This window comes from Bradyrhizobium sp. TM239 (assembly GCF_036247985.1).
In the GTDB taxonomy this organism is placed as follows: Bacteria; Pseudomonadota; Alphaproteobacteria; order Rhizobiales; family Xanthobacteraceae; genus Bradyrhizobium; species Bradyrhizobium ottawaense.
Window position 1 is genome coordinate 51,297 of sequence record NZ_BTIR01000018.1, and the last position, 18,089, is coordinate 69,385.

Sequence of the window (18,089 nt, forward strand, 5' to 3'; positions counted from 1 at the left end):
GCCAAACCAGGCTGGCAGACCTACTCCGTCCGGATCGGCGAATCCTTCAAACCATTATCGTCATAGGCCTTGCGTAGCGTGCCGTTGGTTGTCGCCTCCGTCATGAATGTGGTGACGAACGCCAGCGCCTGCTGGTGGCCGAGCGGCACGGCGACGGCGGTCACTGTCTTCTTGAACGTCTCGTCCAGCACCTTGGTGCCCGGGATCTTCTGCGCCATCTTGTTGAGCTGGTCGCGCGACAGTGCGAAGGCGTCGATCTCGCCGCTCTTCAGCAAGCCGAAGATCTCGTCATAGGTCTGATAGCCGGTGACCTTTGCATGCTTCAGATGCGCGATCGCGCCGCGCATGGTGGTAGTGGCGTTGACGGCGGCGACCTTGATTCCGGGTTGGTCGAGCGTCGCAAAATTGGTGACGGCGGAGCCGGGCTTGACGATGTAGGTGGCGTCGGCGACTTCGTAGATCGGGCCGAACATCATCTTGGTCTCGCGCTCGGGATCCCTGGGGAGCCAGGTGACATCCCACGTTCCTTTTGACGCCGCGTCGGTGATCTGTCCGGAGTTCTGGTGGACGACATATTCGACGGGGACGTCGAGCTTGGCGGCCATCGCCTTGCCGAGATCGACGGGAACGCCGGCATAGCCGGCTTCGATCTTGGTCGACCAGAATGCGCCGCCTGCGGGGCTGATTGCGATCGCGACGCGCAGCTTGCCGGTCGGCGCGATCTCGTCCTTCAGACCGTCTGCTAGCGCCGGCATGGCGACCATCGCTGCGAGAACGAGGCCGGCAAGGCCCGAGCGGAGGGATGTGGGCATGTCATGTTCTCCTCACCTTTTCTTCTTGGCTTCTTCTCTTGGCTTCTTCCCGGCTGGCTCGCGCACCGTCACACGGTCTTTGGCACAATTCTGGTCGATCGTGCGCTCGGTGAAAAGCGGTTTGTCGTGACAAATCTGTCAAAGGCCACACCGCCCTGTGCAGCGCAAGGCCGGCGACTGCCATGGCTATGGTGTTCCACGGCCGGACATTTGTTGGTAGCCTGCCGCACCGACAGACGATACTCGGGGGCTACCGAATGACCTCATCGAATCCCGCATCTCGTTCACGGCGCAATGAAGCGTGGAGACAGGCCGGGCGGGCACTGGCCGCCGCTGCGGCCGTGGTCGCACTGGCGGGTTGCGAGGACAAGAACACGTTCGTCGCACCGCCGCCGCCCAAGGTGGACGTGGCAACGCCGGTGCAGCGTCCGGTGACGCGCTACATCGAGGCCACCGGCAACACCGCGCCGATCAAGAGCGTCGATCTCGTGGCGCGGGTGCAGGGTTTCCTGCAGTCGATCGACTATCAGGACGGCACCTTCGTCAAGCAGGGCACCCAGCTGTTCACGATCGAGCCCGAGACCTACAAGCTCAAGGTCGAGCAGGCAAAGGCGGCCGAGGTTGGTGCGCAAGCCACGGTCAAGCAGGCCGAAGCCGATTTCAAGCGGCAGGTCGAGCTCGTGCAGCGCCAGGCGGTCTCGCAGTCCACCCTGGACACCTCGACATCGACCCGCGACAACGCCCAGGCCAACCTCCAGCAGGCCCAGGTCAATACGAGGCTGGCCGAGGTCAATTACGGCTACACCAGGGTGACAGCGCCGTTCGACGGCATCGTCAGCGCCCACCTGGTCTCGATCGGCGAGCTCGTCGGCGTCTCCTCGCCGACCCAGCTCGCGACCATCGTCGCGATGGATCCGATCTGGGTGAACTTCACGGTCAACGAGCAGGACGTGCTGCGCATCCGCGCCGAAGCGGCCCGCCGCGGACTGACCCCCGCCGACATGAAGCAATTCCCGATTCAGGTGGGACTGCAGACCGAGACCGGCTATCCGCATGAGGGCAAGCTCGACTACGTCTCGCCGACCCTCAATACATCAACCGGCACGCTCGCGGTGCGCGGCGTCGTGCCCAACGACAAGCGGGTGCTGCTGCCCGGATATTTCGTCCGGGTGCGCGTGCCCTTCGACCAGGAGAAGAGCGCCCTCCTCGTCCCCGACACCGCGCTCGGCAGCGACCAGGGCGGCCGCTATCTGCTGGTGGTCAACGGCGACAACGTCGTCGAGCAGCGCAAGGTGCAGATCGGCCCCGTCGACAATGGGCTGCGCGTCATCGAAAGCGGCTTGAAGCCGGACGACCGCGTCGTCATCGCGGGGCTGCTGCGGGTGATCCCGGGCCAGAAGATCGATCCGCAAACAACGAAGATCGAGCAGCCGCAGGCGTCTGCCAAGTAGGAGCCGCCGCCATGATCTCAAAGTTCTTCATCGAGCGGCCGGTCCTGTCGAACGTCATCGCGCTGTTGATGATCCTGATCGGCGGCGTCGCACTGTTCAATCTCGCCATCGCGCAATACCCTGATGTGGTGCCGCCGACCGTGCAGGTCACCACGCGCTATCCCGGCGCCAGCGCCAAGACCGTGATCGACACCGTTGCCTTGCCGATCGAGCAGCAGGTCAACGGCGTCGAGGACATGCTCTACATGCAGTCCTACAGCGGCTCCGACGGCACCTATACCCTGACCGTGACCTTCAAGATCGGCACCGACCTCAACTTCGCACAGGTGCTGGTGCAGAACCGCGTCTCCAGCGCATTGTCGCAATTGCCGAGCGCGGTGCAGAACCAGGGCGTCACCGTGCAGAAGCGGTCGACCTCGATCCTCTTGTTCGTGACGCTGACCTCGCCGGACTCCAGATACGACAGCCTTTACCTGAGCAACTACGCCACCATCAACATCCGCGACGAGCTCTCCCGCCTGCCCGGCGTCGGCAACGTCACCGTGTTCGGCGCCGGCCAGTATTCGATGCGGGTCTGGCTCGATCCCAACAAGCTGCAGGTCCGTGGTCTCGTGCCGCAGGACGTCATCAACGCGATCCAGCAACAGAGCCAGCAGGTCTCCGCCGGCCAGGTCGGCGCGCCGCCGACGCCGCCGGGCCAGGCGTTCCAGTACACGCTCAACGTCAACGGACGGCTCGACGACACCAGCCAGTTCGAGAACATCATCGTCAAGTCAGGCACCAGCGGCGACGTCACGCGGGTGCGCGATGTCGGCTGGGTCGAATTGGGCGCGCAGACCTACAGCCAGATCTTCTCGCTCAACAAGCAGCCGGCCGTCGGCATCGGCGTGTTCCAGTCGCCCGGCGCCAACGCGCTCCAGGTCGAGCAGGCCGTCGAGAAGAAGATGGCGGACCTCGCCAAGCGGTTTCCCGAAGGCATCAAATACGACACGCCGTTCGACACCACCAAATTCGTCGAGGCCTCGGTGCACGAGGTCTACATGACCCTGATCGAGGCCGGCCTTTTGGTGCTGGTCGTGATCCTGGTGTTCCTGCAGGACTGGCGCGCGATGCTGGTGCCGGCGACGACCGTGCCTGTCACCATCATCGGCGCCTTTGCCGCGATGGCGGCGCTCGGCTTCACCATCAACATGTCGACGCTGTTCGCGATCGTGCTCGCGATCGGCATCGTGGTCGACGACGCCATCGTCGTGGTCGAAGGCGCCGCGCACAACATCGAGCAGGGCATGAACGGCCACGACGCCGCGATCAAGGCGATGGACCAGCTGTTCGCGCCGATCGTCGGCATCACGCTGGTGCTGATCTCGGTGTTCTTGCCGGCCTCGTTCCTCGCGGGGCTGACGGGGCGCATCTATTCGCAGTTCGCCCTGGTGATCGCCGCGACCGCGCTGCTATCCGCCATCAACGCGGCGACGTTGAAGCCGACGCAATGCGCGCTGTGGCTGCGACCGACGGTGCCGCCGGAGCAGCGAAACCTCTTCTATCGCGGTTTCAACGCGGTCTATGACCGGGTCGAGCGCGGCTATACAAGGCTGATCACCTTCCTGTGCCGGCACGCCACCGTCTCGGTTGCGTTCGCGCTGCTGGTCATCGCAGCCAGCGGCTACGGCCTGTCGCGGGTGCCGACCGGCTTCCTGCCGATCGAGGACCAGGGCTATCTGATCGCCGCCGTGCAGCTGCCCGACGGCGCCGCGCTGGAGCGGACCCAAGCCGTGCTCGACAAAGCGAGCGGGCTGATCAAGGAGACGCCGGGCGTGGCGCAGGTCATCACCATCGCCGGCATCTCCGCGCTCGACAACAGCGCCAGCCTTGCCAATGCCGGCGTCGCCTACATCATCCTGAAGGATTGGGACGCACGCAAAGGACCCGGCGAGGATCTGCGCTCGCTGGTGTACGGGCTCAATGACAAGCTCGCGACCATCATGGAGGCGCGCACGCTGGTGCTGCCGCCGCCGCCAATCCAGGGCATCGGCAACGCCGCGGGCTTCTCGATGCAGGTCGAGCTGCGCGACGGCAACAGCGATTTCGCCAAGCTGCAGGCGATCACCGGCGCGATGGTCAGCAATGGCCAGAGCCAGAGCGCACTGCAGCGCGTGCAGTCCTCGTTCCGCTCGTCGGTGCCGCAATTCAACATCGAGATCGACCGGGTCAAGACCCAGACGCTGCACGTCACGACGGACCAGGTGTTCTCGGCGCTGTCGACCTATCTCGGCTCGTCCTATGTCAACCAGTTCAACAAGTTCGGCCGTGTGTTCCAGGTCTACACCCAGGCCGATCCCGCCTTCCGCGTCACCGAGAGCGACATCGCCAACATGCAGGTGCGCAACTCGAACGGCGACATGATCCCGATCGGCACTGTCGCCAAGATCACGCCGGCCACGGGACCGTCGCTGATCAGCCTCTACAACCTCTATCCATCCTCGACCGTGATCGGCCTGCCGGCGCAGGGCTACTCATCGGGCCAGTCGCTGAAGCTGATGGAGGAGATCGCCGACAAGACGCTGCCGCCCGGCACCGGCTATGAATGGACGGCGATGTCCTATCAGGAGAAGGCGGTCTCCAACCAGATCTACTGGGTGTTCGGCCTCGCCATGCTGCTGGTCTATCTCGTGCTCGCCGGTCAGTATGAGAGCTGGTACGCGCCGATCTCGGTGATCCTCGCGGTGCCGCTGTCGCTGCTCGGGCCGATGCTGATCCTGTCCGGGCTCAAGATCGACAATAACCTGTATTGCCAGATCGGGCTGATCCTCCTGATCGCGCTGTCGGCCAAGAACGCGATCCTGATCGTCGAGGTCGGGCTCGAGCTGCACGGCCGCGACGGCAAGCCGGTGCTGGAGGCCGCGATCGAGGCGGCGCGCGCCCGCTTCCGCCCGATCCTGATGACGTCATTCGCCTTCATCCTCGGCGTGGTGCCCTTGGTGCTCGCGACCGGCGCCGGCGCCAGCGCGCGCAAGTCGATCGGCATCACGGTGTTCTCGGGCATGCTGGCCTCGACCTGCCTCGCCGTGCTGTTCGTGCCGGCCTTCTTCGTGGTGGTGCAGCGGTTCGAGAACTGGCGGGCGAGCAAGAAGGTGGCGAAGGTGGCGAAGGTGGAGACGGCGGCGGAGGTGAAGCCCTAAGAGCCGTTGAGTCGGATCGGCCGAGTCGCGTGCTCGGTGTAACCTTTCCCGCTTGCGGGAGAGGTCGGCGCGCAGAGCGGGGCGGGTGAGGGCTTTCTCCTCTTGGGGAGTGTCCCAATGCGGAAACACCCTCTCCCCAACCCTCTCCCGCAAGCGGGAGAGGGAGCGCACCGTCCACGCCGCTACAGCCACATACTAAGCCTTCTCCACCACCGCCGGCCGCGCCTCGCCGCTCGACACCAGCAGCACCGAGACTTTCGACTGCCTGAGCACCGCGTCGGCGACGCCGCCGAAGGAGAGATGGTCAGCCTGGATGCGGTCGACGCCCATGACGACGAGGTCGACGTCGGTGGTGTCGATCTCGCGCAGGATCGCGGCCTCCGGCGCCCGGTTCACCCGCAGCGTAGTGGTGATGTCGACGTCGTAACGGGCGGCCAGATCGCTGGCGTCCTTGAGGATGCCCGCCTCCTGGCCGAGGCCACGGGAGGCGCCGCGCTGCGCGCCCTTGTCGCGCGTCGTCGCGACATAGATCACCCGGAGCGAGCCTGACCCGGCCTGCGCCAGCGCGACCGCCACCTCGGCGCCGCGCTTGGAGATGCCGCTGCCGGAGACGGGAACGAGGATGTTGAGCGCCTCGGGCGCCGGCTGCTTCAGGTGCTTGCCCTTGGCCGCGACGATCGCAAGCGGTCCTTCGAATTTCGCGGCGATGTCGTCGATCCTCCGATCGAAACGGTCCTTGGCCGTCACGACCTTGTCGATGCCAACGACCAGGAGATCAAAACCCTTGCGCGCCTCGTCGGCGATGGTCTCGCCGAGTTCCGCCTGCCTCGCACGGGTGACGACATCGACGTTGCCGGCCCCGCCGTCGCCATGGGCGGACACGACTTCGGCCGCCTTCTTCACCACGGCTTCGTGGCTCTCCTCCTGGTCGCGGCCCTTCTCCTGTTCCTTGGCGCTTTTGCCGATATGCAGCACGGTGATCGGCAGGCCCCTCATGCCGGCGATCAGGCCGGCGATGTGGGCGGCAAAGGTGGCGTTGACGCTTTCGTCCACCGTCAGCAGAGGGCGCTCGAGATTGGCGAGAAAGCCGCGCTTCTCGAATTCCTCCCGCTCCAGCCGTTCCTTCTCCTCCTTGTTCATCGGGAGCCTCGCCAGCGCGGCGCGCAGCATCGGCGGCATCGCCATCGTGGTCACGATCGCCATGGTCACGATCATCGTGAACAGGTTCTGGCTCAGCACGCCGATGGAGAGTCCAATGGTCGCGATGATCACCTCGGTCGAGCCGCGGGCATTCATGCCGCTCGCCAGCGCCAGCGACTCCCGCGTGCTCAGGCCGCCCAACGTGCCGCCGACGAAGGCGCCGCCGAACTTGCCGACGCTGGCGATCACCACCAGGAGGCCGGTGAGCATCAGCAGATTGGGATCACGCAGCACCGAGAGATCGGCGGCAAGGCCGGCGAGGCCGAAGAACACCGGCATGAAGAAGCTGGAGATCAGCCCGCGCAGGCGCTCGTCGATCTGCCGCGTCAGGATCGGGGATTCCCCGACCAGGATGCCGGCGACGAAGGCGCCGAGCACGGTGTGCACGCCGATCAGATGCGTGATCAGCGCCATCACGCTCATCAACAGCAGGATCACCGTGATGACCGCGGCCGCGCTGACGAGATTGTCGTTGGCCCAGCGGATCAGCTGGAACACCAGGCGGCGCCCGATGGTGAAGCTGACGGCGAGGAAGGCGAGCGTGCCCAGCACGGCCTTCGCGACCGAGGCGATATCCAGCGTGCCGTGCGAGGCCAGGCTGAAGATGACGGCGATGATGATCCAACCGATGGTGTCGTCGATCACGGCGGTCGCGACGATGATCTGACCGACATTGCGGCGCATGAAATTCATCTCGCGCACCACCACCGCGACGATCTTCACGGACGAAATCGACAGCGCCGTGCCCATGAACAGCGAAGCGACCAGGCGCTGTTGCGGATTAGGCAGCAGCGCATCGGGCAGGAACTCGCCGAGCGCAAAGCCGCAGGCGAAGGGCACGAGGATGCCGGCGATCGAGATCGCGATCGCGGCCTTGCCGACTTTCCTGACCAGCTTGAGGTCGGTCTCCATGCCGGTGAGCAGCAGCAGGAGCAGGATGCCCACTTGCGCGATGCCGTCGAGCATCGCCTTCTGCTCGGGTGCCTTCGGGAAGATCGCGTGCTGCGCTTCGGGCCAGATCCAGCCGAACAGCGACGGTCCGAGGATAATGCCGGCGAGCAACTCGCCGATCACCGAGGGCTGGCCGACCCGCTGCATGATCTCGCCGAGACCGCGCCCCACAGCGATCAGCAGCACGATCTGCGTCACCAGCAGGAATTCCGACGGGCCAGCCGATTTGCCGCCCTCAGCACCGGCCGCAATGGTGGTGAGGACAAGCGCCGCGGGGACAAGGCCGACCGGTCGGAGCAGGCGCCATGGCATGCAGGTGTCTTTCCCCCTTCACCCCCGGTGTCGGGGCCGCGGGGATAGAACCCGCGGGGGGTGGGGCGGGTTCCACCCCGCTGGTGCCCCGGCCGCAGCGCAGCGCCTCTTCGGCGGTGCGCTGCAGAGCCGGGGCCTATGCCGCCGAGAAACTTGCCCGCAATTTTCTGGGTCCCGGCTCTGCGCCGCAACGCTTACGCCTTGCAGCTTGCCCGGGACACGGGCCCTCACACTGCAGCCGGCGTCCTGATCTCGCGGGGCAGGATGATGGCCGCCGCGACCGCCAGCAGGCAGAGCGCGGCGAAGGCGTGCAGCATGGTGACGAAGCCGCCCTGCTCGTAGAGCCAGGCGACCAGGCCGACCGAGGCGCCCGCCGCGGTGAACCCGATGAAATAGCGCACGGCGTAGGCGCGCGAGCGCCATTCCTCGCTGGTGTACTTGCCGACCATGGCGTCGTTCACCGTGACCTGCCCGAACGCACCCATGACGATGCCGATCGAGACCAGGATCAGCGGCAGATTGTTCAGGCTCGCTGCCAGATACAGGAATGGCGCCAGCATGAAGGACAGCGGCAGCGCCACCGTCTTCAGCGAATAGCGGTCGAGCAGCCGTCCGATCGTGTATTGCGTCATCGCGCCGAACACGTAGACGCAGGCCGCGATCACGCCGAGCAGCGCCGGGCTTTTCGTCAAATCCGCCAACCGCTCCGCGAACAGTTTTGGCAGCGCCACGGTGACGGCGTTGAACGTCGTGGAGATCGCGATCACCACGATCAGCAGCGACAGCACCACGCGCCACATGTCCTGTTTTGCCACCCGTGCCTGCGCCGCCGCCTGCTTCGAGCCCTTGCGGTCCTCGTGCACGACCATCATCGCAAAGGCGATGCCGATCAGGATGGTGACCACGCCGGGAACGATGAAGGCAAAGCGCCAGCCGAGATACTGGCCGATCACGCCGGTCACCAGCGCCGACGAAGCGACGCCGAGATTGCCCCAGACGCCGTTGATGCCCATCTCGCGGCCGAGCCGGTCGGCATAGGACACGATCATGGCGGTGCCGACGGGATGATAGATCGAGGCAAAGATGCCGATCGAAAGCAAGGCGGCACCGAGCTGCGCCGGGGTCTGCACGAGCCCGACCGAAATCATGGACGCCCCGATGCCGACGAAGAAGATCAGCATCATGTGGCGGCGGCTCCAGCGGTCGCCGAGCCAGCCGGTCAGCAGCGAGCCGGCGCCGAAGGCCACGAACCCCGGTGTCGCGTAGGGCAAGAGTTCCGAATAGGCCATGCCGAGCGCCGGCCCCATGATGATGACGGCGGCGGCGAAGATCAGCATCGCATAATGGTCGATGAAATGGCCTGCGTTGACGAAACTGATCACCCGGCTGGGGCTGTTCATACGAATCCTCTCCTGCTCCAATATGAGTTATATGTCCTCCCCATGACGGGATGCTGCCAATGACTGTCTTGGAAACGCCAATCCTGCGGGAGGTCCGGAGCAACCACCGCTCGCCCGCGGGCGTGCACCTGGTTGCGCGCGACTATCCCAAGGGCATGCGGATCGATCCGCACCTGCACCGCGAGGCGCAGCTGATCTATGCGGCGAGGGGCACGATGCAGGTGACGACGCCCGGAGGGCGGTGGCTGGTGCCGCCGGACCGGGCGGTGTGGGTCCCGGCCGGGCTCGAGCACGCCATCGACCTGCTCGCCGACATCGAGATGCGCACGCTGTATTTCGACCTGTCCTGGCTCAAGCGCGAGCAGCGCTATGACGGCCTGACCCGGGAATTCGTGGTGCGGGTGTCGCCGCTGCTCAACCAGGCGATCCTGGCGCTGTTCGACGCGCGCAACACGGAAGAGCGCACCGAGCTGCTGGTGCGCCTCGTGATGCTGGAATTGCACCAGGCCGAGGATTCCGCGACCTTCGTGCCGCTGCCGCACGAAGTGCGCTGCCGCCGCGCCGCGCTGATCGTGCTCGACGACCCCACGGGGCTGCACGACATCGACACCCTGGCGCGCGAGGTTGGAACTTCCGCGCGGACGCTGTCGCGGCTATTTTCGACGGAGACGCAACTGAGCTTCAAGAGCTGGTGCCAGCGCGCGAGGATCGCGGCGGCGATCCAGCGGCTCTCCACGGATGCGAATGTCTCGGTGAAGCAGCTCGCGACGCAGCTCGGCTATGCCAGCGTGCCGGCCTTCTCGGCCGCGTTCCGGCAGGTGACGGGGCGCACGCCGACTGAGTTTGCGGGGAAAGTGTAGCTCGTCGATACGAACGCAGAACTCGTAGGGTGGGCAAAGCGGAGCGTGCCCACGCATTTTTCGCAATCGAGAGAGATCGTGGGCACGGCGCAAGTGCGCCTTTGCCCACCCCACGGTAGCGGTGCCCTCGGTGGCATTGCCGCGAAGGCAGGCATACCGGCATTCTCCAAGCGCACGGCCCAACTAAAGTTGCCGCATTCCTCCGCTTGATTGTGATCGGATTCCGCCCAAATCCCATGTAAGCTTCCGCAACGCACAAACCCGACACGAAAGTCCCGATGGCCAACGCCTTCTTCTCCGATCTGCTCGCCACCATCTCCGAGCGCGGCCGCACGCTGCTTCGTCGCGGCGAGTCCGCCGAAACCAGACGGGACGCCGACGGGCTGATCGATCTCTGCGATGCGTTGCTGTCGGGCCGGGGCGAGGCATCGGGCATCGCCATTGCGCGTGAGGTGCTCGACATCTACCGGGAGCTGGATGCGGCGGGACGCCGCGCCTTCTTCGACGGACTGGTGCGCGATTTCGGCCCGGACCGGGAGCGCCTGTCCAAGGCGATCGAGAAATGGCGCGCCGCGCCCAGCGACGAGGACGCAAGCTCGCTGCATTTCGCCTCGGAGCCGCGGCGGCAGGAGCTGATCCGCCGCCTCAACCGCGCGCCGGGCGGCACCGGCGATCTCGTCAACATGCGCGCCGATCTGCTCGGCATGATGAACGGGCACACCGATCTGGCCGCGCTCGATCGCGACGTCTCGCATCTTCTCTCTTCGTGGTTCAACAGGGGGTTTCTCGTGCTGCGCCGGATTGACTGGTCGACCCCGGCCAACATCCTCGAAAAGATCATCCGCTATGAAGCCGTGCACGAGATCTCCGACTGGGACGATCTGCGCCGCCGCATCGATCCGGTCGACCGCCGCTGCTACGCCTTCTTCCATCCGGCGATGGTCGACGAGCCCTTGATTTTCGTCGAGGTGGCGCTGACCGAGACGATCCCCGGCGCGATCGCGCCGCTGCTTGCGGTCGACCGCCAGTATCTGCCGATCGAGCGCGCGCGCACTGCCGTGTTCTATTCGATCTCCAATACCCAGCGCGGTCTCGGCGGCATCTCCTTCGGCAGCTTCCTGATCAAGCAGGTGGTGGAGGAGCTGCGCCGCGAAACGCCCAAGCTCGACAACTTCGTGACGCTGTCGCCGGTGCCCGGCTTCATGCCATGGGTGAAGCAGGACAAGGACCTGCCGCTGTCGGACGAGGACCGCGAGGTGCTGAAGCGCCTCGACGACCCCAAATGGTTCGAGAGCCCCGAGACGACGGCACAGCTCCGCGCCGTGATCGAGCCGCTCGCGGCGCACTATTTCCTGAAGGCACGCACGCCGAAGGGCAAGCTGATCGATTCCGTCGCCCGCTTCCATCTCGGCAACGGCGCCAGGCTGGAGCGCATCAACTGGCTCGGCGATCTCTCGCCGAAGGGCCTGCGCGAGTCCGCCGGCGTCATGGTCAACTATCTCTACCGCCTCGACGACATCGAGAAGAACCACGAGGCCTACGCGAATGACGGCGAGGTGGTGGCGTCGAGTGCGGTGAAGAAGCTGCTGAAGGGCGAAGGGCGACGGCTGCTGGATATGCGGTTGTCGTGAGCGGCAAACTCAGTCGTCGTCCCGGACAAGCGAAGCGCTGATCCGGGACCCATAGCCACAGGGGTGGGTTTGGCGAAGATTCGGAGTTGCCGGCCCGCTCCATAACCTCTCCCTGGGGTTATGGGTCCCCGCGTTCGCGGGGACGACACCGAGTTATTGGAGACGCCGTCGACCCTACTCCGCCAGCGCCTTCATCTCCTTGTAGAGATCCGACTTGCCTTCAAAACCGATGCCAGGAAGATCCGGCATGGTGATGTGGCCGTTCTCGACGCGTACACCATCCGGGAAGCCGCCGTAGGGCTGGAACAGGTCGGGATAGCTCTCGTTACCGCCCAAGCCCAAGCCGGCGGCGATGTTGAGCGACATCTGGTGGCCGCCGTGCGGGATGCAGCGGCTGGGGGACCAGCCGTAGGTCTTCAACACCTCCAGCGTGCGCTGGTATTCGCACAGGCCGTAGGACAGCGCGCAGTCGAATTGCAGCCAGTCGCGGTCGGGGCGCATGCCGCCGTAGCGGATCAGGTTGCGGGCGTCCTGGTGGCTGAAGAGATTCTCGCCCGTCGCCATCGGGCCCGGATAGAACTCGGCGAGCGCGGCCTGCAGCGCGTAGTCGAGGGGATCGCCGACTTCCTCGTACCAGAACAAGGGATAGTCGCGCAGCATCTTGGCATAGGCGATGCCGGTCTCGAGGTTGAAGCGGCCGTTGGCGTCGACGGCAAGCTGCGCGTCCTTGCCGATCTCCTTCAGCACCGCCTCGATGCGGGTGCGGTCGTCCTCGATTGCCGCGCCGCCGATCTTCATCTTCACGACGTTGTAGCCGCGATCGAGATAGCCGCGCATCTCAGCCCGCAGCATCGAGAGGTCCTTGCCGGGATAGTAATAGCCGCCGGCGGCATAGACGAACACGCGCGGATTGGCCTTGACGCCATGACGTTCGGCGAGCAGGCGAAACAGCGGCTTGCCGGCAATCTTGGCCACCGCATCCCACACCGCCATGTCGATGGTGCCGACTGCGACCGAACGCTCGCCGTGGCCGCCGGGCTTCTCGTTGGTCATCATCGCGCCCCAGACCTTGTCGGGGTCGAGATTGTCGCCGGCCGCATTCAGCAGCGAGTTCGGATCGGCCTCGGTGATGCGCGAGGCAAAACGCTCGCGGATCAACCCGCCCTGCCCGTAACGGCCGTTGGAGTTGAAGCCGTAGCCGATCACGCGCTTGCCGTCGCGCACGACATCGGTGACGACGGCGACGAGGCTCGTCGTCATCTTGGTGAAGTCGATATAGGCGTTGCGGATCGGCGAGGAGATCGGCTTGGTGATCTCGCGGACGTCGACGATGCGGACGGACATGGGGTATCAACTTTCTCTTTTCGTCATTCCGGGGCGATGCGCAGCATCGAACCCGGAATCTCGAGATTCCGGATTCTCGCTACGCGAGCCCCGGAATGACGGCTTCGCCGTCACTTCTTATCCCTGAAATACGGCTCCACGGGCCCGTGCACCTTGATGGTCAGCGGGTTGCCGTGGCGGTCCTTGGCGTTCCCTGCGGTGACGCGGACCCAGCCTTCGCTGATGCAGTACTCCTCGACATTGGTCTTCTCGACGCCTTTGAAGCGGATGCCGACGTCGCGCGACAGGATGTCCGCGTTGTAGAAGGGGCTGTTCGGATCGACCGACAGGCGGTCCGGAAATTCGTCGCTCATGATTGTCTCGCTCATAACAGGGTCTCGATTTGATTCCGCAATCCTTCGGGCCGTGCGGTCGGCGCGTAGCGCGCGATTACGCGGCCCTGACGGTCCACCAGGAATTTGGTGAAATTCCATTTGATGGAGGCCCCTAACAGGCCCGATTGCTGGTGTTTCAGGTACTCATACAGAGGGTGCGCATGGGCACCGTTGACGTCGATCTTCTCGAACAGGGGAAAGGTGACGTCGTAATTGGTCGAGCAGAACGCCTGGATCTCAGCTGCCGGCCCCGGCTCCTGCGCGCCGAACTGGTTGCAGGGAAAGCCGAGCACGGAGAAGCCGCGCGGCGAGAGATCGCGATGCAGATCCTCAAGGCCACGATATTGCGGCGTGAAGCCGCATTTGCTCGCGGTGTTGACGATCAGGAGCACCTGCCCTTCGAAGCGGCGGAGCGCAACCTCCTCACCCGCAAGCGAGTTGGCCTTGAAATCGTAGATCGCGGACATCGCTAACCCACGGGATCGATCGGCGACGGCGGCACGCCGCCCGCCTCGATCGCCTCGCCTGCGAGCAGGCAGAGATCCTCGCGATAGCGGCCCGAGACGATGTGCACGCCGACGGGAGCCTTGCCGACCAGACCCGTGGAGACCACGAGGCCCGGCAGACCCATGAAGGGAATGGCGATCTGCGGCAGCTGTGCTTCCCAGACCCGCTTGAAGGACTCCTCGTCCTTGCGGTCGAGATGATCGGGGAACGGCAGTTCGCCGGACACCGGCGTCAGCAGCACCGCGTATTTTTCGAAGAACAGCATCCAGTCGCGGGTCAGCGTGGCTCTTCGGGTCAGAGCCTTGGCATAGTTGGCCTGGTCCATCGGCGTGACCCTGGCGCGGTTGCCGCGCAGGCACGCCAGCGCGCCGGGATCGCCCTCGCGCTCGGCCATCTCCAGCTGGGCCTCATAGCCGTCGCCGAGCCAGAGCTTGATCTGCCATTCGACCGCCTCGCGCATCGGCGGCGTATCCTCGATGATGTCGACGGTCCAGCCGGCGCGCTCCAGCCGCTTGCCGGCATCGCTCACCGCCGCCTTCACCTCCGGCGTGGTGGCAAGCCCGCCGGGATTGAGGCAGAGCGCGGCGCGCTTTTCCCGCGCTGGGCCTTCGAGCGGCACCGGTGCGAACCAGGGGTCGCGGATGTCGCGGGCCGACATCGCAGCCAGCGAAATCCTGATGTCGTTGACGGTGCGCGCCAGCGGACCCGACACCGCCATGATCTGCGGCCCGATCGGACGCTCCGGCAGCGCCGGATTGAAGGCGGGGATGCGGCCGAGCGTCGGGCGAAGGCCGTGCACGCCGCAGGCATAGGCGGGATAGCGGATCGAGCCGGCAATGTCGGTGCCATGAGCGATGTGGCCGATGCCGGCCGCAACCGCCGAACCGGCGCCGCCGGACGAGCCGCCCGGGGTCAGCGAAGCATCGCGCGGGTTCTTGGTGTCGCCATGGACGAGGTTGGTGGTGAACCAGCGATAGGAGAAGGCCGGGCAATTGGTGCGGCCTAGCAGGACGGCGCCGGCCTTGCGGAAATTGGCGACCACCGGATTGTCCTCCCGCGCGATCAAATCGCGCTGGAGCTTCAGGCCGTTGGTGGTAGCAAAGCCCTCCTGGTCGACATTGGCCTTGATGGTGACGGGCACGCCGGCGAGCACGCCGGGGTCCTCGCCCCGCGCGATGGCGGCATCGACGGCGTCGGCCTGCTTGAGCACGTCGTCCGGCCGGTGGTCGATCACGGCGTTGAGCTGGGGATTGACCGCATCCAGGCGGGCGAGACCGGCCTTGGCCGCCTCCCTGGCGGACACCTTTTTGGACTTGACGAGGGTGGCGAGGTCGGCAGCCGACAGGCGCCAGAGATCTTGCATGGCTTGCTCCGTGTAACCGGCGTCTTTTAGCGCCGGGAACGCGGCAAAGCCATGCGGATTTCGCAGAGGCGAAGGGCGGGAGGTGAGCTCTCAATTGATTGCTGGATCGAGGAGCGGGCTCGATAACCTCTCCCGCTTGCGGGTGAGGTCGCGCCGAAGGCGCGGGTGAGGGTTCTCTCCGCTTGGGGAGTCTTCGTTGTCGAGACACCCTCTCCCCAGCCCTCCCCCGCAAGCGGGAGAGGGAGCACACCGCCGCCGCGGCTGCGTTTCAGTACAATGTCGGCCTCAATGCCGCGTCGCGGACGCGTCCGGGATGTCCAGCAGCGCTTCGGTGAAGGGGAACTCCAGCACGATCTCGCCTTCGGCGTCGGTCACCTCGATCACGGCGTCCAGCAGGGCGCGCTGGGTGCCCTCGGATTTCACCACCTCCAGGATCATCTGGCGGGCGACCTCCCAGGCGCGGTCGGGGTTGCGCAGGTCCTCGCCTTCGGGATCCACGATCAGTTCGTCGCCGATACGGGTGTTGAAGAAATATCTGGGCATCATCGAGATCCAGCTAGAGTCGCCTGTACCGGATTGAAAGCTGCACTGCACTCACAACTGCTTTATCAGGACAGGCTTCGCGACCGAATGCGCCGGACGCAAGGCAGCACCTCAGAAGTGGTGTTCCCAATGGCATTTTTTTCGCGGCGCAACATGGCCTTCTCGGGAAAATTTCACTGGCGAACTTCTCCGCGCGCACTAATTTAACGGGTGGGCGGATACGTCCGAATTCGCGAAAATGGAGTGCCAAAATGGCCTGGAAAGCCCCGAAGATCGTCGAAGTGCCCTGTGGCATGGAAATCAACATGTATGTGAGCGCCACCCGCAAGTAGGCGGTTGGTGATCTGCGTTCAGCGCAGGTGGGTCTTTCGGTCACGACCGGTTTCCGAATGAGGGAAATCGTGTCGGCCTGAGATCCACCTCCGTGACGTTGCTTCCAGGAGACGGATCATGCTTCGCGTCGTCGTCCTGGGCGCCGCAGCCGGCGGCGGAGTGCCGCAATGGAATTGCGGCTGCGAGGGCTGCCGGGCGGCCCGTGCGAACGGCCATGAGCTTTATCGAACCCAGGCCTCGGTCGCCTTCAGCGGCGATGGCGAGCACTGGTTCCTAATCAACGCCTCCCCGGACCTGCGCCAGCAATTGAATGCCACGCCGCAACTGCACCCCAAGGCCGGGGCGCTGCGCCATACGCCGATTGCGGGCGTGATCCTGACCAACAGCGAAGTGGATGCGGTGGCAGGCCTGCTCTCGATGCGCGAAAGTTCGCCGTTCACGATCTATGCGCATGAGAAGGTGCTGGCGATCCTGGCCAGCAATAGCATCTTCAACGTGCTGAACGAGAAGCACGTGCGGCGCCAGCCGATCGCCATCAGCGAGCCGTTCGAACCGCGGCTACCGGATGGCGCGCGATCGGGGCTGGAAGTGCTGGCCTTCGCAGTCCCCGGCAAGTCGGCCTGGTATCTGGAAGGCAAGGCGCATCCGGGCGGGGAGAGCGGCGCCGGCGACACGCTGGGCCTGAAGATCACCGACAAGGCGACCGGCAAGTGTTTCTACTTCATCGCCGCCTGCGCCGAGGTAACCGACGCGCTGAAGGCCGAGATCGACGGCGCTTCGCTCGTGTTCTTCGACGGCACGGTCTGGCAGGACGACGAGATGATCAAATGCGGCCTCGGCCACAAGACCGGCAAGAGCATGGGACATGTCGCCATGTCCGGCGAGGACGGCGCCATCGCACGGCTGGCCGACCTCGCTATCGACAGGAAGATATTTCTGCATATCAATAACTCGAACCCGGCGCTGCTGCCCGCCTCATCCGAGCGCAAGGCCGCTGAGGCGGCGGGCTGGCAGATACCGGCGGATGGAACGGAGATCGTGCTGTGAATGCGGCGTCAATGACTGGAATGACTGCGCTCTCGATCGGCAAGGATTTGAGGCTCAACTCGGCCGAAGAGCTCGAGGTAGCGCTGCGCTACATCGGCGCGACGCGCTATCACAGCCTGCACCCGTTCCATAAGCTCTTGCACGGCGGCAAGCTGAACAAGGGCCAGGTGCAGGCCTGGGCGCTGAACCGCTACTATTACCAGAGCACGATCCCGATCAAGGACGCGGTGGTGATCTCGCGCTTCCGCGACCGCGCCACGCGCCTGGAATGGCGCCACCGCATCGAGGACCATGACGGCGATGTCGGCTCCGAGGGCGGCATCGAGCGCTGGATCAAGCTGACCGAAGGCCTCGGCCTCGACACGGCTTACGTGGAATCGACCGAAGGCATCTTGCCGGCGACGCGCTTCGCGGTCGAAGCCTACGTCCACTACTGCCGCGAGAAGAGCCCGCTGGAGGCGATCGCCTCCTCGCTCACCGAGCTGTTCGCGCCGAGCATCCATGAAGAGCGCATCGCGGGCATGTTGCAGCACTACGACTTCGTGAACCCCGACATCATGAGCTACTTCAAGCGTCGCCTGACGCAGGCGCCGCGCGATGCCAATTTCGCGCTCGACTATGTCCGGACGCATGCGCGGACGCCGGAGGAGCGCGCCTCCGTCTGCAACGCGCTGATCTTCAAGACCAACGTGCTATGGGTGCAGCTCGACGCGCTCCAGCACGCCTATGTCGAGGGCAATATTCCGCCGGGCGCGTTCGTGCCCAAAGCGAGCTGAAGAGGA

General features: G+C 65.2%; 15 protein-coding genes. 7 read left to right on the forward strand and 8 right to left on the reverse strand.

What is annotated here, in order from left to right; genetic code table 11:
* Positions 1-20 precede the first annotated feature (20 nt).
* The gene (locus AABA84_RS27015) at positions 21-812 is read right to left on the reverse strand and encodes a transporter substrate-binding domain-containing protein (protein WP_338305364.1); all 792 of its coding nucleotides are present in this window, start codon (positions 810-812) and stop codon (positions 21-23) included.
* Positions 813-1,069: 257 nt separating this feature from the next.
* Between AABA84_RS27015 and AABA84_RS27020 the strand changes: the two genes are divergently transcribed.
* Positions 1,070-2,263, forward strand: a complete 1,194-nt coding sequence (locus AABA84_RS27020) for an efflux RND transporter periplasmic adaptor subunit (protein ID WP_338313689.1) — start codon at positions 1,070-1,072, stop codon at positions 2,261-2,263.
* 11 nt (positions 2,264-2,274) lie between these two features.
* On the forward strand, positions 2,275-5,442 hold the full coding sequence (locus AABA84_RS27025) for an efflux RND transporter permease subunit (RefSeq protein WP_338313690.1): 3,168 nt from the start codon (positions 2,275-2,277) through the stop codon (positions 5,440-5,442).
* 195 nt (positions 5,443-5,637) lie between these two features.
* On the opposite strand, the gene AABA84_RS27030 is transcribed toward AABA84_RS27025, so the two are convergent.
* Entirely contained in the window at positions 5,638-7,905 is a 2,268-nt protein-coding gene (locus AABA84_RS27030) for a cation:proton antiporter domain-containing protein (protein WP_338313691.1), read from the reverse strand.
* Positions 7,906-8,132: 227 nt separating this feature from the next.
* Positions 8,133-9,305, reverse strand: a complete 1,173-nt coding sequence (locus tag AABA84_RS27035; RefSeq protein WP_338313692.1) for an MFS transporter — start codon at positions 9,303-9,305, stop codon at positions 8,133-8,135.
* Between the two features lie 59 nt (positions 9,306-9,364).
* Between AABA84_RS27035 and AABA84_RS27040 the strand changes: the two genes are divergently transcribed.
* Both AABA84_RS27040 and AABA84_RS27045 read left to right on the forward strand, forming a co-directional pair.
* On the forward strand, positions 9,365-10,165 hold the full coding sequence (locus AABA84_RS27040) for an AraC family transcriptional regulator (RefSeq protein WP_338313693.1): 801 nt from the start codon (positions 9,365-9,367) through the stop codon (positions 10,163-10,165).
* A gap of 278 nt (positions 10,166-10,443) precedes the next feature.
* A complete protein-coding gene (locus tag AABA84_RS27045) occupies positions 10,444-11,796 on the forward strand; it encodes a malonyl-CoA decarboxylase (RefSeq protein ID WP_212248175.1) in 1,353 nt (450 codons plus the stop codon).
* 174 nt (positions 11,797-11,970) lie between these two features.
* Here the strand turns inward: AABA84_RS27045 and tarD are convergent, their stop codons facing one another.
* The 5 genes from tarD to AABA84_RS27070 all read right to left on the reverse strand — a co-directional run bounded on the left by tarD (position 11,971) and on the right by AABA84_RS27070 (position 15,927).
* The gene (gene tarD / locus AABA84_RS27050; protein ID WP_338313694.1) at positions 11,971-13,140 is read right to left on the reverse strand and encodes a D(-)-tartrate dehydratase; all 1,170 of its coding nucleotides are present in this window, start codon (positions 13,138-13,140) and stop codon (positions 11,971-11,973) included.
* Between the two features lie 110 nt (positions 13,141-13,250).
* Positions 13,251-13,508 (reverse strand): DUF3297 family protein, encoded by a 258-nt coding sequence (locus AABA84_RS27055; RefSeq protein WP_094893764.1) that lies wholly within the window; start codon positions 13,506-13,508, stop codon positions 13,251-13,253.
* Positions 13,505-13,981: a glutathione peroxidase gene (locus AABA84_RS27060; RefSeq protein WP_212248179.1), complete on the reverse strand. Its 477-nt coding sequence runs from the start codon at positions 13,979-13,981 to the stop codon at positions 13,505-13,507. Before AABA84_RS27060 ends, AABA84_RS27055 begins: the two co-directional genes overlap by 4 nt.
* Positions 13,982-13,983: 2 nt before the next feature.
* The gene (locus tag AABA84_RS27065) at positions 13,984-15,384 is read right to left on the reverse strand and encodes an amidase family protein (RefSeq protein WP_212248180.1); all 1,401 of its coding nucleotides are present in this window, start codon (positions 15,382-15,384) and stop codon (positions 13,984-13,986) included.
* A gap of 285 nt (positions 15,385-15,669) precedes the next feature.
* Positions 15,670-15,927, reverse strand: a complete 258-nt coding sequence (locus AABA84_RS27070) for a DUF6894 family protein (protein WP_212248181.1) — start codon at positions 15,925-15,927, stop codon at positions 15,670-15,672.
* A 251-nt stretch (positions 15,928-16,178) separates the two neighbouring features.
* On the opposite strand from AABA84_RS27070, the gene pqqA reads away from it, so the two are divergent.
* The 3 genes from pqqA (at position 16,179) to pqqC (ending at position 18,083) form a co-directional block, all read left to right on the forward strand.
* Positions 16,179-16,259 carry a pyrroloquinoline quinone precursor peptide PqqA gene (gene pqqA, locus AABA84_RS27075; RefSeq protein ID WP_007595659.1) on the forward strand — a complete coding sequence of 27 codons (81 nt, stop codon included), beginning with the start codon at positions 16,179-16,181 and terminating at the stop codon, positions 16,257-16,259.
* A gap of 118 nt (positions 16,260-16,377) precedes the next feature.
* Complete coding sequence (gene pqqB / locus AABA84_RS27080) at positions 16,378-17,307, forward strand: pyrroloquinoline quinone biosynthesis protein PqqB (protein WP_338313695.1); 930 nt, start codon at positions 16,378-16,380, stop codon at positions 17,305-17,307.
* A gap of 20 nt (positions 17,308-17,327) precedes the next feature.
* Complete coding sequence (gene pqqC / locus AABA84_RS27085; RefSeq protein ID WP_445083424.1) at positions 17,328-18,083, forward strand: pyrroloquinoline-quinone synthase PqqC; 756 nt, start codon at positions 17,328-17,330, stop codon at positions 18,081-18,083.
* Positions 18,084-18,089: the final 6 nt, after the last annotated feature.